9 protein-coding genes are annotated in these 14205 nt (G+C 69.3%); 8 read left to right on the top strand and 1 reads right to left on the bottom strand.

Annotated elements, in window-relative coordinates:
- Positions 1-154 precede the first annotated feature (154 nt).
- Positions 155-4126 carry a type VII secretion protein EccCa gene (gene eccCa, locus ABD366_RS42440; RefSeq protein WP_324768929.1) on the bottom strand — a complete coding sequence of 1324 codons (3972 nt, stop codon included), beginning with the start codon at positions 4124-4126 and terminating at the stop codon, positions 155-157.
- Positions 4127-4732: 606 nt separating this feature from the next.
- Between eccCa and eccD the strand changes: the two genes are divergently transcribed.
- The 8 genes from eccD (at position 4733) to ABD366_RS42400 (ending at position 14148) form a co-directional block, all read left to right on the top strand.
- The gene (gene eccD / locus ABD366_RS42435; RefSeq protein WP_344443589.1) at positions 4733-6133 is read left to right on the top strand and encodes a type VII secretion integral membrane protein EccD; all 1401 of its coding nucleotides are present in this window, start codon (positions 4733-4735) and stop codon (positions 6131-6133) included.
- 21 nt (positions 6134-6154) lie between these two features.
- Positions 6155-7708, top strand: coding sequence for a type VII secretion protein EccB (eccB, locus tag ABD366_RS42430; RefSeq protein WP_324769845.1), 1554 nt, complete (start codon positions 6155-6157; stop codon positions 7706-7708).
- Between the two features lie 336 nt (positions 7709-8044).
- Entirely contained in the window at positions 8045-8404 is a 360-nt protein-coding gene (locus ABD366_RS42425; RefSeq protein ID WP_030999098.1) for a WXG100 family type VII secretion target, read from the top strand.
- Between the two features lie 90 nt (positions 8405-8494).
- On the top strand, positions 8495-8824 hold the full coding sequence (locus ABD366_RS42420) for a WXG100 family type VII secretion target (protein WP_324769844.1): 330 nt from the start codon (positions 8495-8497) through the stop codon (positions 8822-8824).
- A gap of 181 nt (positions 8825-9005) precedes the next feature.
- Complete coding sequence (locus tag ABD366_RS42415; RefSeq protein ID WP_324769842.1) at positions 9006-9503, top strand: type VII secretion system-associated protein; 498 nt, start codon at positions 9006-9008, stop codon at positions 9501-9503.
- 116 nt (positions 9504-9619) lie between these two features.
- Positions 9620-13159 (top strand): AAWKG family protein, encoded by a 3540-nt coding sequence (locus tag ABD366_RS42410; protein ID WP_324769841.1) that lies wholly within the window; start codon positions 9620-9622, stop codon positions 13157-13159.
- A 149-nt stretch (positions 13160-13308) separates the two neighbouring features.
- Positions 13309-13731 (top strand): YbaB/EbfC family nucleoid-associated protein, encoded by a 423-nt coding sequence (locus ABD366_RS42405; RefSeq protein ID WP_411293727.1) that lies wholly within the window; start codon positions 13309-13311, stop codon positions 13729-13731.
- A gap of 54 nt (positions 13732-13785) precedes the next feature.
- Positions 13786-14148 carry a hypothetical protein gene (locus ABD366_RS42400; protein ID WP_324769839.1) on the top strand — a complete coding sequence of 121 codons (363 nt, stop codon included), beginning with the start codon at positions 13786-13788 and terminating at the stop codon, positions 14146-14148.
- The last annotated feature ends 57 nt before the right edge of the window (positions 14149-14205 follow it).

Below are 14205 nucleotides of genomic sequence, written 5' to 3'. Positions count from 1 at the left end.
AGCGCGCCGCCGTCGCGGAGGAGGGGCGGGCGCCGGCGTCGTTCCTGTCCGAGGACGGCAGCGCCTGAGTCGAGGTCGGCGCGGCGCCCTGACGCGTGTGTCCCCCGTCGCGGTACGCGACGGGGGACACACGCGAGCGGGGAGTCGACAGGCCCTAGGACTTCTCGACCTCCAGCATCGCCGTCTGCATCTGCGTCTGCTTGCGGCGCGTCACCCGCGTACCCCGGCCCGGCGGCAGGTTGCGGCCCTTGATGCTGCCCATGATGAAGCCCTCCGACGGCGGGCACGACAGCAGCAGCGTCGGCGTGTTGACCTCCTGCATGCGCCGCAGCATCGGCTCGCCCAGGCCCCGGCCCGCGCCGGCGGCGGAGCGGGAGACGATCATGTGCAGGCCGACCTCGTAACCGAGGGCGAGGTGGTTCAGCAGCGGGTCGAAGGGGGCGTTCATCGCGCTGGTGCCCAGCATGTCGTAGTCGTCCACGAGGATGAACAGCCGCGGGCCGTCCCACCAGTCGCACGTGCGCATCCGGGCCGGTGTGATCTCCGGGCCCGGTACGCGGGCCGCGACCGCCCTGGCGGCGCCCGCGATCAGCTCCTTGAGCGCGTCCATTGCCACCGCGTGGCCGAGGCGGTACTCGTCCGGGATCGCCTCCACCAGCGTACGCCGGTAGTCCACGACCATGATCCGCGCCTCGGCCGGTGAGTAGCGGTCCATGATGGCCTTGGCCGCCAGCCGCAGCATGTTGGTCTTGCCGCTCTCCGTGTCGCCGACCACGATCATGTGCGGGGTCTCGGAGAAGTCGTGCCACACCGTGGAGAGACGTTCCTCCTCCAGGCCGATGGGCATCTTGAAGTCCCCCTTCGGAGCCGGGAGTTCGGACGCCATGAGCTTGGTCGGCAGCATCCGGACCGGCGGGGCCGGCGGGCCCTGCCAGCTCTCCCGGACCGCCGCCACCAGACCCGCCACGCCCTCGGACAGGTCGTCCGCCGACTCCACCCCGTCGATTCGCGGGAGCGCGGTGAGGTAGTGCAGCTTGGCGTCGCGCGTCAGGCCGCGGCCCGGCAGCCGGGGCACGGTCGCGGCCCGCCGCATGTCGATCTCGGAGTCCATGGGGTCACCCATCCGCAGCTCCAGGTGGGTTGCGGCCTGGTCCCGGATGGACGAGGTCAGCTCCACCCAGCGGGCGGTGGTGACGATCAGGTGGATGCCGTAGTTGAGGCCGCGGGCGGCGATCGCGCCGAAGGTCTGGATGTACCGGTCGAAGTCCTGGCGCACCGTCGACCAGCCGTCGATCACCAGGAACACGTCGCCGTGCCGGTGCTCGGGGAACTCCCCGGCGGCCAGGCGGCGGCGGAAGCTCGCCATGGAGTCGATGCCGTTGTCCAGGAAGAACCGCTCGCGCTCCGCCAGCAGCGTGTTGACCTCGGAGATCGTGCGGCCGACCCGCTCGGTGTCCAGGCGTGCCGCGACCCCGCTGACGTGCGGCAGGTCGGCCAGCCCGGCGAGCGTGCCACCGCCGAAGTCGAGGCAGTAGAACTGCACCTCGCGGGGGGTGTGGGTGAGCGCCAGCGCGGTCATGATCGTGCGCACCATCGTGCTCTTGCCGCTCTGCGGGCCGCCCGCGATGGCGACGTGCCCGCCCGCACCGGAGAGGTCGAGGGTCAGCAGGTCACGGAGCTGGTCGAAGGGGCGGTCGACGATGCCGATGGGGATGGTGAGCCGGCCCCGGTTCGCCGAGCCGACGGTCGTCAGCCCGAGTCCGGGGTCCGGGGTGAGCGGCGGCAGCACCTGGTCGAGGGTGGCGGGGAGGTCCAGCGGCGGCAGCCACACCTGGTGGGCCGGCGGCCCGGCGGTCAGCAGGCGCTCCACGGCCACGGACAGCAGGGTGTCGCCGGTCTCCTCCTGCTCGGCGGTGGGCTCGGGCTCCGGGGTGTCCGGAAGCTGGCGCGGCACGACGTAACTGTTGGTCCACGGGACGGTCTGGCTGGCCACCCGCGCCTGGTTGGCGCTGCCCCGTCGCTGGTGGTACGGGCCTGAGACGTACGCGGCGCGGAAGCGGGTCAGCGCCTCCACGCCCGACTTCAGGAAGCCGCTGCCGGGCTGCGAGGGCAGCTGGTACGCGTCCGGAACGCCGAGGACGCCGCGGCTCTCCATCGCGGAGAACGTGCGCAGACCGATCCGGTACGACAGGTGGCTCTCCAGCTGGTGCATCCGGCCTTCGTCCAGGCGCTGCGAGGCGAGCAGCAGATGCACTCCGAGGGACCGGCCGAGACGGCCGATCATCACGAACAGCTCCATGAACTCGCGGTGCGCGGCGAGCAGTTCGCTGAACTCGTCGACGACGACGAAGAGGCTGGGCAGCGGTTCCAGCGGGACGCCGGAGGCGCGGGCCTTCTCGTAGTCCAGTGCCGAGGTGTAGTTGCCCGCCGATCGCAGTAGCTCCTGACGGCGCATCATCTCGCCGTGCAGGGCGTCCTGCATGCGGGAGACGAGCGCGGCCTCACCGGCGAGGTTGGTGATGACGGCGGAGGTGTGCGGGAGTTCGTCCAGACCCAGGAAGGTGGCACCACCCTTGAAGTCCACGAGGACGAAGTTGAGCGTCTCCGAGGAGTTCGTCAGGGCGAGCGAGAGGACGAGGGTGCGCAGCAGCTCGCTCTTGCCGGAGCCGGTGGCGCCGATCAGCATGCCGTGTGGTCCGGTACCGCCCTGGGCGGACTCCTTGATGTCGAGCTCGACCGGCTCGCCGTCCGCGCCGACCGCGATCGGCACCTTCAGCCGGGAGGAACCGGTGTGCTGCTGCCACAGCGTTTCCGGGTCGTGGCGGTACAGGTCGGGAATGCCCAGCAGCGTGGTCAGTTCCGTGTTCGCGGAGAGCGGTTCGGACGAGTCCGACGCCGTGCCCAGGCCCATGCGGTACGGGGCGAGCCGCCGCGCGAGAGACACGGCGCCCGCCAGCCCCAAGGTGTCGGGCCTGCCGAGCCGGGTGGTCCGCTCCTTGCGCTCGCGGTCGGTGCGCACCAGCCCGAGGTCGTCCTCGGAGACCTCGAAGCGCAGCGTGATCCTGCCGGGCCGCCAGGTGAGCGCGCCGCTCAGGTCCAGTACGACGGTGTTGCGGAAGCCGGGGCCGTCCAGGCGGTGGCCGGCCGGGACGGTGACCCCGTCCACCACGATCAGGGTGAACGGCTCCTCACGCCCGGGCAGGGCGTCCGGGTCGAACTGCGGCCGCTCCATGAACTCGGCGCCGAGCAGGTCCTCCAGCTCGCCCATCGCGGAGACGGTCATCCGGGTCGGGCCCGCGCCGTCCGTGTCGTGCGGGTGGAGGCTGTGCGGGAGCCACTTGGCCCACTCCCAGTCCGCGCGCCGCTCGTCGGAGACGCAGAACACGATCCACACGTCGTCCGGCGAGTGGAAGGTGGCCAGCTGGGCGACCAGGGCCCGGGCCACGGACCGTATCCGCTCCTCGTCGCCCCGGAACAGCACCCGGGCCCAGGCCCGCAGGTAGATCGCGATGGGCTGGTCCGGCACCGTCGAGTAGGCGCGGATGAAGCTGCGCAGCGCGTGCGCGCTGAGCGGCTCCAGGTCCTCGACGGGGTTGGTGGAGTTCGGGGTGAGCTTCAGGCTCAGCTTCTGCTCGCCGACCGCGATCCGGACCTCGCCGAAGTCCTCGTCCTTCGGCCTGCGTTCCCACAGCCGGGTGGTGCCCGTCATCGACCACAGGGCGGCGGGCTCGGGGTGACGCCAGGCCAGGGCCAGCTGCTGGTCCACGACGGCGCCGCGCACCTTGCGTCGGATCTGGGTGAGGTAGCGCAGGTAGTCCCGGCGCTCGCCCTTCAGCTTCTGCTTGCGTTCGGCGGCCTTGCGCATGAACTGGCCGATGAACATGGCGGCGGCGCCGAGCACCATCATGCCCAGGGCGAGGTAGATGAACCCGCCGGTGCCCCGGGTCATACCGGGCCGCATGAACATGAACATCATGGAGACCGACATCATCGCCATGGGGAGGTACGTCCACACGGCGGAGGTATCGGGCACCGTCTCGGGGAGGACCGGCGGTTCCTGGAGATTCAGCTCTCCGTCGGGCATCTCCGGGCCCCGGCGTCGGGCCGGGCGGCGGAACAGGACCACACTCAAGGAGCCGTCTCCTTACGGGGCAAGGGGGGGGAGAGAGCGGGCGGAACGACGTCGACGTCGTCGCCGGGGCGCCGCGCGTCGTCGTCGGTGCCGGGTCAGGACACCGGACAAGACCTCGCTGTCGCACGACCATACGCCGCGCGCCGGTCCACGACGACCGCCCGCCCGGGAACCGGCGGGGTGTGACCGTCCTCGCCGTGTCGCCCTGTCACAGTCCTGCAACAGCACGGCATCGCCGTGTCACCTTCCCGCTACGTCACCTCGCCATCACGTTCACATGTCCGCCACACGGCAGGATCGCCGGTACGCCGCAGTGCGCGCCACGTCACGATCCGTAGCGCTCGAACTCCCGCGCCACGACTCGGAGTCGGCTTCCGCGCCGCGCCACCTCGTGCGTCGGCGGTCACCTCTCCCTCTGTGTCACGGGCCACATCGTCCAGAGTAGGTTGCTGATACTACGATCATCGCGCCGACCGCCAACGACCGGCCCTGTCCTGGGGTTCAGGAACGCGACCGGAGAAGCCTGACGTCCGGCGGTGCGTCAGTTCGCGTTCCCCTGCCCGTACTCAGCAGTAACCCGGAGAAGCGTGAGCCATCGCGATGACTGACACTCAGGTGGCCGATCTGTGCCGTCTGACGGTACGAGCCCCTGCCAAGAGCATCGATCTCGCCGTCCCCGCCGACGTCCCCGTGGCGGACCTGCTGCCGGCGGTGCTCGGCTATGCCGGCGACAACCTCGAAGAAGCCGGTATCGACCACGGCGGCTGGGTGCTCCAGCGGCTCGGCGGCGCACCACTGGACGAGGAACGCACCCTCGACTCCTACGGCCTGCGCGACGGCGACACCCTCTACCTCAGACCGCGCGCCGAAGCCCTGCCCGAGGTGCACCTCGACGACCTCGTCGACGGCATCTCCACCACGATGCGGGACCACCCCTACGGCTGGACCCCGACGGTCAGCCGGTGGGTGCTGCTCGGCGTCGCGGTCGCGGTCCTCGTCGGCGGCATGGTGGTGATCGCGTGGCCCGGCGGCTCCGGGCTGCCCCGGGCCGCGTTCGCCACCGCGACCGGTCTGCTGCTGCTCGCGGGCGCGGGCGCGGCGAGCCGGGCGGTCGGGGACGCCGGTGCCGGCGCCGCGCTGGGCTTCATGGTGGCGCCGTACCTGGCGCTCGCAGGCTGGCTGCTGCCGGGCGGCGAGCTCAGCGGGCCGCACGCGTACGAGACCCTGGGCGCGCGGCTGCTCGCCGCCAGCGCCGCGGCGGCGGGCGGGGCGGTGCTCGCGCTCGCCATCGTGGCCGCGTTCGCCGCGCTCTTCCTGGGCGTCGCCGTCATCTCGGTGTTCGGTGCGCTCGCCGCCGTCCTGCTCATCACGACGGACCTGGCGCCCGTGCACGCCGCCGGGATCATCGCCGTCCTGGCGGTCGTCCTGGGCGCCTTCGTCCCCTCGCTGGCGTTCCGGATGTCCGGGATGCGGATGCCGCCCCTGCCGACCAACGCGCAGCAGTTGCAGGAGGGCATCGAACCGCACGCCACCTCCGTGGTCTCGGCCCGCGCCATCCTCGCCGACGGCTGGATGACCTCGCTGTACGGGGCGGTGGGCATCGTCGCCGCCGGGTGCATCGCGGTACTGGGCCGGGAACGCGAACTCGCCGAGATCATCACGACCGTGGCGCTGTCCCTGCTGCTCATCCTGCACGCGCGGGGACTGGGCAACATCTGGCAGCGCATGTCGCTGGTCGTCCCGGGGGTGGCGGGGCTGCTCCTGCTGGTGCTGGTCGCCGCCCCGGCCGCCTCACCGGGCTACCGGCTGGTGACGGCCGCGGGCCTGCTCGCGGCCACGGCGGCGGTCGCGATCGCCGCCTGGACCGTCCCCGGGCGCCGACTCGTGCCGTACTGGGGCCGCGCGGGGGAACTGCTGCACTCGGCACTGGCGATCAGCATGCTGCCGCTCGCGCTCTGGGTGCTCGGTGTGTACAGCGCCCTGCGGTCCATCAACGGCTGACCGGAAGGGAAACACGCTGCCATGCAGTCCAAACGCGATCAGGTCCAGGCGCACATGTTCGTCATGGGCAGGCTGACCTCGGGGATGCTGCGCGCGGATCCGGACGCCCCGGAGAGCCCCCAGGGCCGGACCAACCGGGGCGTGGTGATCGGCATCGTGATCGCCGTCCTGCTGTCAGCCGGTTCCTTCGTCCTCGGTCTGCTCAAGCCCGGCGCCAAGGACTCCTGGCGGACGGCCGGGACCCTCGTCGTGAACAAGGACACCGGATCCCGCTACCTCTACCTGGACGGGCGGCTGCGCCCGGTGCGCAACTACGCCTCGGCGCGGCTGCTCGCGGGCGCCGACATGAAGGCGAAGGCGGTCGGCTCCGGCTCCCTGCGCGGTACGCCGCACGGGGCGCCCATCGGCATCAGCGGCGCGCCGGACGCGCTGCCCGGGAGCGGGGACCTGGACACGGGTCCCTGGCAGGTCTGTTCGGGCAGCGAGACGGGCTCGACCGGCACTGTCGTCGCGGTGGGCGCGCCGGCCGACGCCTCCGGGCTGCCCACCGACCAGGGGATGCTGGTGACGGGCCCGGACAAGGCCGGATACCTGGTGTGGCGGGGCAGCAAGCTCCGGCTCGACAAGGACAGCCGCGCCCGCGAGGCCCTCGGCTACGGCTCCACCCCGCTCCTCCCCGTCTCGGCGCCCTTCCTGAACGCCCTGCCGTCGGGGCCCGACCTGCGCTCGCCCGACGTGCCGGGCAAGGGGCAGGACGGGCCGTCGCTGGGCGGCCGGGCGTCCCGGATCGGCGAGGTGTTCCGGGTCACCGTGCCGGGCTCCGCCGAGCGCTACTACCTGCTGCGCAAGGAGGGCCTGGCCCCGCTGACGGCGACCGGTGCCGCGCTGGTGCTCGGCGACCCGGAGACCCGCGAGAAGGTGTACGGGGGCGGCGCGGCGAAGGTGACCTCCCTGGGCGCGGACGTGCTGAGCAGCCACCTGGCCCCGGGCGCGGGCGAGACGGCCGAGGACCCGGACCTGCCGTCGGCGCCGCCGGAGGCGGTGGCCCTCGGCGAGGGCCACACCGTCTGCGTACGGGTCGCGGCGGGCGAGCGCGGCCCGCGGATCAGCGTGGCCCAGACCGGGCTTGGCTCCTTGGGCCCGGCCGCCCAGGCGCCGCCCGAGGGGCTCACCCCGGCCTGTATGCCGGTCGGCACGGTCGCCGTACGGCCGGGCGGCGGGTCCCTGGTGCGCGCGCTCGGAGCGAGCGGGAGCAAGGTCGGCACCACCGTCTACCTGGTGACGGACACCGGGATGAAGTACCGGGTGGGGACGGCCGAGGCGCTCGCCGCGCTCGGCTACTCGGCGGACCAGGCGCGCGGACTGCCGGCACCGCTGCTGGCGATGCTGCCGACGGGCCCGGACCTGACGAAGGAGGCCGCCGCCCTGGGCCGGACCGTGAACACGACCCCGCGCTGTGGCGGACGCGACGAGGACTCTGCGCCGCGATCGGAAAAGAAGGCGGAAGAGAAGACGTCGCAGGGTGAGAGCGAGGGAACGCGGAGCGTCGTGGCCGGGGGGCAATCCGCACAGTGACGCCGTGACAACACGTCGTGGCGGGAGGTGACGTGAAGAACGCGGGACGCCAAGGAAAGTGAGCGAGTCATCGCAAGAGGACGTGACGACCGAGCGTCCTGGAGCGCGGAAGAGGCAAGGGTGTGGCTGAAAGTCAGTTGAACCTCCGCCACGAAAACGCCTGAATCACCGGGCGGAGCCGAAAAGGTGACTCAGGCCATTGAATCGTCAACTCCCTTTTCTTTAGGCTCCGTTTGTCCATACCTTCCGGGCGTCGGCCTCTGGCCGCGTCCGGCAACGCACCGCGCCGCCCGGACCCGAGGGCCGGCGGCGCGACACACCAGGAGGCACAGGCATATGGCAGGTGCAGGCGCAAGGCAGCAGTCACTGGCATCGGCGACACAGAACGGTGTCACAGCTCTGGACTCGGCCTTCAACGGCGTCCAGAACTGCCGTCAGGACGTGGAGAACATGAAGCACAACCTGTCCTCCGGGTACGCGGGCAGCGACGGTGGCGCGTTCCAGAACCTGCTCGACCGGTGGGACCAGCAGGCGGAGATCATCTCCAAGAACCTCCGCGACATGATCACGACGCTGGAGGAGACCATGCGCGCCCAGGGCATCCAGCAGGCCCAGTCGAACGAGGCCATCCAGCAGCAGTCCAACCGCGCCGACGAGATCTTCAACTCGCTGGCGGGCTCCACCGCCGGTCGCTGACGACCGGACCGGGCCCGGGAGCCCTGATCGGCATCCGGGTGCGGAACGAACGAACCTTCTCCCCGAACCCGCCGCGAGACGAGGACCCCCATGACCCCCCCTCTGGACTTCACCGACGGTCAGATCTACGTCGACTACTCCCACATGCAGAACGCCGCCGACGACATGGTCCAGCAGACCAAGGCGATCGACAGCATCCTCACCAACCTGGAGGCGGAGCTCCAGGAGCTCAAGAAGTCCTGGGAAGGTGAGGACAAGGAGGTGTACGCCGAGAAGCAGGCGGCCTGGAACGGCGCGGTCGAGGAGATGAAGCGGATCCTCGCCGAGAACTCCTCCCTGCTGACGGATGTCTCCGACAGCTACCAGTACAGCGAGAAGTCGCTGACGTCGCTGTGGCAGTCCGTGCGCGTCGGTAGCTGACCGCAGGCGACACACCCGTTGTTTTTCTCGGGCGGCCGTCCGCGTGTGCCTCACGCGAACGGCCGCCCGCTGTCGTGAGGGTGGCGCGTCGCCGCCCGCGTTTCACCCCGCGTTCCGCGCCGCCCGGCTCCTGGATCGCTCCGAAGCCGGCGAAAACCCATGGAAGCAGGAGAATTAGGCAATGGCTGACAACGGCCCCACGCTCAATCTCAACAAGGCCTGGCTGCAGAACTTCCTCACCGATGACGTCGGCGGGTTCCTCACCGTGCTCAAGAAGATGAGGGAGGACGGGACGGACGTACCGGCCATCCCCAATCTGCAGGGCGGGGAGGACGGCGCGAACAAGGCGATGGGCTTCAAGGACGGGCAGAAGACGCCGCTCGCGATCGGGACGATGGCGCTCGACAAGGAGGGCCGGACCAACGGCGGTTACCTGATCAAGTCACTGAACACGCTGGTGGATCAGGTCGACGAGATCCTCAAGCTTCAGGTCGAGCTCTTCGAGGAGATCGAGGACAACCTCGAGGACACCATCGAAGAGATCTTCACGACGCAGGAGGACAACCTGGGGAAGATCGACGGGAAGAAGATAGTCAACTTCTTCGAGGGCGTGGACGACGTGCTCTCCGAGAGCGGCGGCGGCTCGAAGAGCAAGGATGAAGACGAGGACGAGGACTGAGCAGGTGCGGCCGTCGGCCCACCCGCGCGGCCGCCGTTCCTCCGCGGCCGCGTAACGCCATACCCCCTGGCCCCGCCGTTCTCCCCCATCCGCCCTGACCGAAAAGGCATCCTGGCATGGCGCTCGACGATACCAAGATCACCGACAAACTCACCAGTAATGACAAGTGGGCCGAGGCGGTCGGCTTCTTCACCGGGTACAAGGCGCCGCCCAGGGCTGACATCTTCAACACCCTGGTCGGTAACGAGGGTATCCCGCTGATGAAGGTGGAGATCTCCGACGTGGGCTATGTCGACTATGTCGACACCGAGGACCTGAACTGGCTGTACGAGAACGCCGGTTCCGAGATCAACAACACGGACTTCGTCATCCCCTTCTACTACTCGAAGAGCGGTGCCGAGGGCTCCGATGTGACGATGCACAAGGCGCGCATCACACTGCTCGGCAACAAGGGCGACGGCAGGCTCCCGACCCAGGGGTACTTCGAGGGCGGGAAGTTCTCCAGCAGCATCGACGGTCACCTGGGAATGGACGGCAAGCCCACCTGGGACACCGCGCCGCTCACCCAGTACGCCTTCGGTACCGGGCTGGCCCTGGAGAAGCTGCGCAACGACGAGAAGCAGGGGACCTACGGCTTCAGTTGGAGCGGCAAGGACGTGGCGGACGCCGATTCCGTCACCCTCGCCAACTTCGACACGGTGGCCGGCGCCTTCGACCGGGTCGCCAAGTTCTTCGCCACTCAGCAGGGTGTGGTGGAGGAGTGGCAGAGCAGGCTGGGCAAGGAGAAGGACAAGGCGTGGAGGGGTACGGCGGCGGGCGTTTTCTGGGATCTCATCCACAAGATCAACAAGCAGTACACGGACTATGCGGAGGACATGAGTTCGGGTAGGTCCGGCTATTCGAAGCAGGGGGACGAGATACGGCAGGCGAAAAAGGACTTCAGGGAGGCGGTGGTCGATCTCCATCAAGCGTGGATGAAGTGGGAGTGGGAGTACGGAAACCCGCTGACTGTGCTGCACAAGCTGCTGTCCGCGGTGATGAAGTATGTGTGGGACAACAACATAACGAAGATCACTTATGAGATCGAGGGGGCTGGGGAGTACTACTACACGAACTACATCGCGGAGGAGCATTTCAATAACCAGGCCGCTATCGACAAGATCTCGGGCGACAACGCGAAGGACCTGCACGCCGAGGCCCAGTCGTTCGGCGACCTGAAGGATCTGGGTACCTGGCTGAATATCGGTAACAAGGCCGTTGAGATGTGGCGGCAGACCGTCGTCGACAATCTCGACGCGGCCGCTATCTCGGCCATGGAAAAGGTGAAGAACAGCTGGAGCAACAGCAACTTCGACCTGGGGTCCGTGAAATCCCGGGGCACCAGCGGCACCCTCGCGTCGGATTACAAGGAGGACAAGGCCGAAGTCGCGGAGGAGGAGGCGAAGAAGAAGGAGGACGACGCCAAGAAGGCCGCAGAGGACGCCGCGAAGAAGCAGGAGGAGTTCATCCAGTGGCAGAAGGACCAGGCGGCCAAGGCGGAGGCCGAGCGGCAGAAGGAGAAGGAAGAGCAGGAGCGTAAGGAGAAGGAGGCCAAGGCCGAGCAGGAACGGAAGGAGAAGGAGGCCGAGGCCAAGCAGGCGGAGAAGGAGAAGGAGGCCGAGGCCAAGGAGGCGGCGGCCAAGGCCGAGGCGGAGCAGAAGGAGAAGGAGGCCGAGGCCAAGCAGGCGGAGAAGGAGAAGGAGGCCGAGGCCAAGCAGGCCGAACAGGAGGCCAAGCAGGAGGCAAAGGAGGCCGAGGCCAAGAAGGAGCAGGAGCAGAAGGAGGCGGAGGCCAAGGCGGAGCAGGAGGCCAAGGAGAAGGAGGCGCAGCAGAAGCAGGCCGAACAGGAGGCCAAGCAGGAGCAGAAGCAGGCCGAACAGGAACAGAAGCAGGAGGAGATCCGCAAGGAGCAGGAGGCCAAGCAGGCCGAGCAGGAGAAGAAGCAGGCCGAGGCCCAGACCCGTGCCGAGAACATGCAGGTTATGCAGATGAACCAGGCCAAGGTTCAGCAGGACCAGGCCAAGAAGGAGCAGGAGCAGAAGGAGGCGGAGGCCAAGGCGGAGCAGGAGGCCAAGGAGAAGGAGGCGCAGCAGAAGCAGGCCGAGCAGGAGGCCAAGCAGGAGCAGAAGGAGGCGGAGGCCAAGGCGGAGCAGGAGGCCAAGGAGAAGGAGGCGCAGCAGAAGCAGGCCGAACAGGAGGCCAAGCAGGACCGCATCCGTACCGAGTCGGAAGACCGCCAGGAGCAGCTGCAGGCCGAGCAGGAGAAGAAGCAGGCCGAGCAGGAGGCCAAGGCCGAGCAGAAGCAGGCGAAGCAGGAGGCCAAGCAGGCGGAGCAGGAGGCCAAGCAGGCGGAGCAGGAGGCCAAGGCCGAGCAGAAGCAGGCAGAGCAGGAGGCCAAGCAGGAGCAGAAGGAGAACGAGGCCGAGGCCAAGCAGGAGGAACTCCGGCAGGAGCAGGAGAAGAAGCAGGCCGAGGCGGAGGCCAAGTTCGACACCACCCGTCGCGACCTCTTCGGCAACGGCAACGGCGACCTGCCCGACCTGTCCGATCTGCAGTCCAACCGCGTCTCCGGCCCCGTCAACGACGGCCTCCTGGACGTCCCCGGCGGCGGCGAGTCGCGCATCGACTCCAACGGCCGGGTGATCACCGACCTGCCCGACGGCTCCACTGTCACGATCGACCCGGAGACCCACTCCTCGACCCTGTCCCGCCCCGACGGCTCGACCATCTCCGGCCCGCTCAACCCCGGTGACCTGCTGTCCAACCCCGATGGCAGCACCACGCACCTGGACGACGGCGGAAATGTCGTCACGGAGTACCCGGACGGCACCACCCAGAAGATCAACCCGGACACCGGCACCACCACGATCACGCGCCCGGACGGCTCGTCCGTCTCCGGCTACCTCGACGACAACAACCCGTCCTCCCTCGGCTCCGGCCACCTCAACAACGGCTCGCTCCCCACGCCTCCGTCGTACGACATCCCCTCCTACGACTTCCCCTCCTACGAGGAGGAGTTGTTCGACGAGAACCCCTACGAGTCGCCCCTGGCCGGTAGCGGGACGTCCGCCGAGTCGAACACTCCGAGCCACAACCGCCCGTTCCTGAACAGCGGCCCGTTCCCCGGCCTCCCCGGAGAGGGGGGTGCCGGCATGGCCGGCGCGGGTGCCGGTATGGGCGGCGCGGGTGCGGGCATGGCCGGCGCGGGCGCCGGAACGGGCGGCATGGGCGGTGGCATGGGCGGTGGCATGGGCGGCGGCATGGGTGGCGGCATGGGCGGTATGGGTGGCGCGGGCGGAGGCCAGTCGGACTCCGGCGAGCGCGTCCGTAACGTCATCGACGGCAACGTGGTCAACAACCGCCGCACGAGGCCCGGCGCCGGCGCTCCCGCCAGGAACGGCCGGTACGCGGACGACGAGGTGCGCGTGGCGGCCGGCGGTCCCACCGCGGGCGGTACGCCGTTCCTCCCGCCGATGGCCGGTGGCGGCGGTGGCGGCGCGCCCGGCCAGCAGACCCAGACGCAGAGCGGCGACCGCGCCCGCGAATCCTGGGTGCCGGAGGACGACGACGTATGGGGTACGGACGAGGGCGGCGCGCCCGCGGTGATCGGACGATGACCGGCACGGCGGCGACCGGATGACGGCCGGTACGGGGGCGGCACTCGAACCGCCCCCGTACCGGGCGCACATGGAAGAGTTCGCATGACGCACACGTGTACGGCAGAATCCCGTACGAGCAGGTGGAGAGGTGACCGTTGAGCGAGTCGATGGAGAACAAGCTGTCCCAGGCCATGGCCGAGCTGGAGGCCGTGCAGGAGGCCGTGGCACGCGCCGAGGACGAACTCGGCCAGGCATCGGCCACGATCCGTTCACGGGACCGCGCGGTGGAGGTCACCGTGGGCGCGCAGGGCGAGCTGACGGGTCTGAAGTTCCCGGACAACAAGTACCGGAACATGACGGGCCCTCAACTCGCGGCGTCGGTCATGGAAGCGGTGCAGGAGGGGCGTGAGCAGATGGCCCGTAGAGTGATGGACGTCTTCGCGCCGTTGACGCAGGTGAGCGGCGGCCCGACGGGCATCCGGGGTGTGGACATCGACTGGGACCGGGCCTTCGGGTCGGCACTCGGCGGCCCGGACGGCGGGGACAGGCGCTCGAGGTCGCGTCTGCACGACGAGATTCATGAGGACTGACTTTCCACAGCGACTGACTTTTCCTTTCCACGGAGCGATCAAGGGAGGTAATTCATGGGCAAGTTCATAGCGGACCCCGGCCGTGTGCGGCGGGGTGGTGAGATGATGGCGGATCTGCCCGACCGGGCGAACAAGATCCGTGACGACTTCGTCTCCGACATGCAGACCTACCGGCCCTGGGCGGGTTACAACGACGACTTCGCCCTCGAGGTCCGGCCGAAGTACGACGCGAACAACAACGCGTGCCTCGAATTTATCGACTCTGTGGGTCTCGTGTTCTCGTCGCTCCGGCAGGCGGTCTTGAACAACGCGCGGGAGATCGAGGGCGTGCAGTCCTACGCCAATGAGGAGATCGCGAAGCAGCAGTCGCGCCTCGACGGACCGGGCGGGGATTCCACCGGGGGCGGCAGGCACTAAGTGGAGGAGATCGACTTTCCGCCGGACGTCCGGACGATGCTCTGGATCCTGCTGGGC

The sequence above is a fragment of the Streptomyces kunmingensis genome, from assembly GCF_039533535.1.
Lineage (GTDB): Bacteria > Actinomycetota > Actinomycetes > Streptomycetales > Streptomycetaceae > Streptomyces > Streptomyces kunmingensis.
This window is presented reverse-complemented; position numbering and strand designations above follow the sequence as displayed.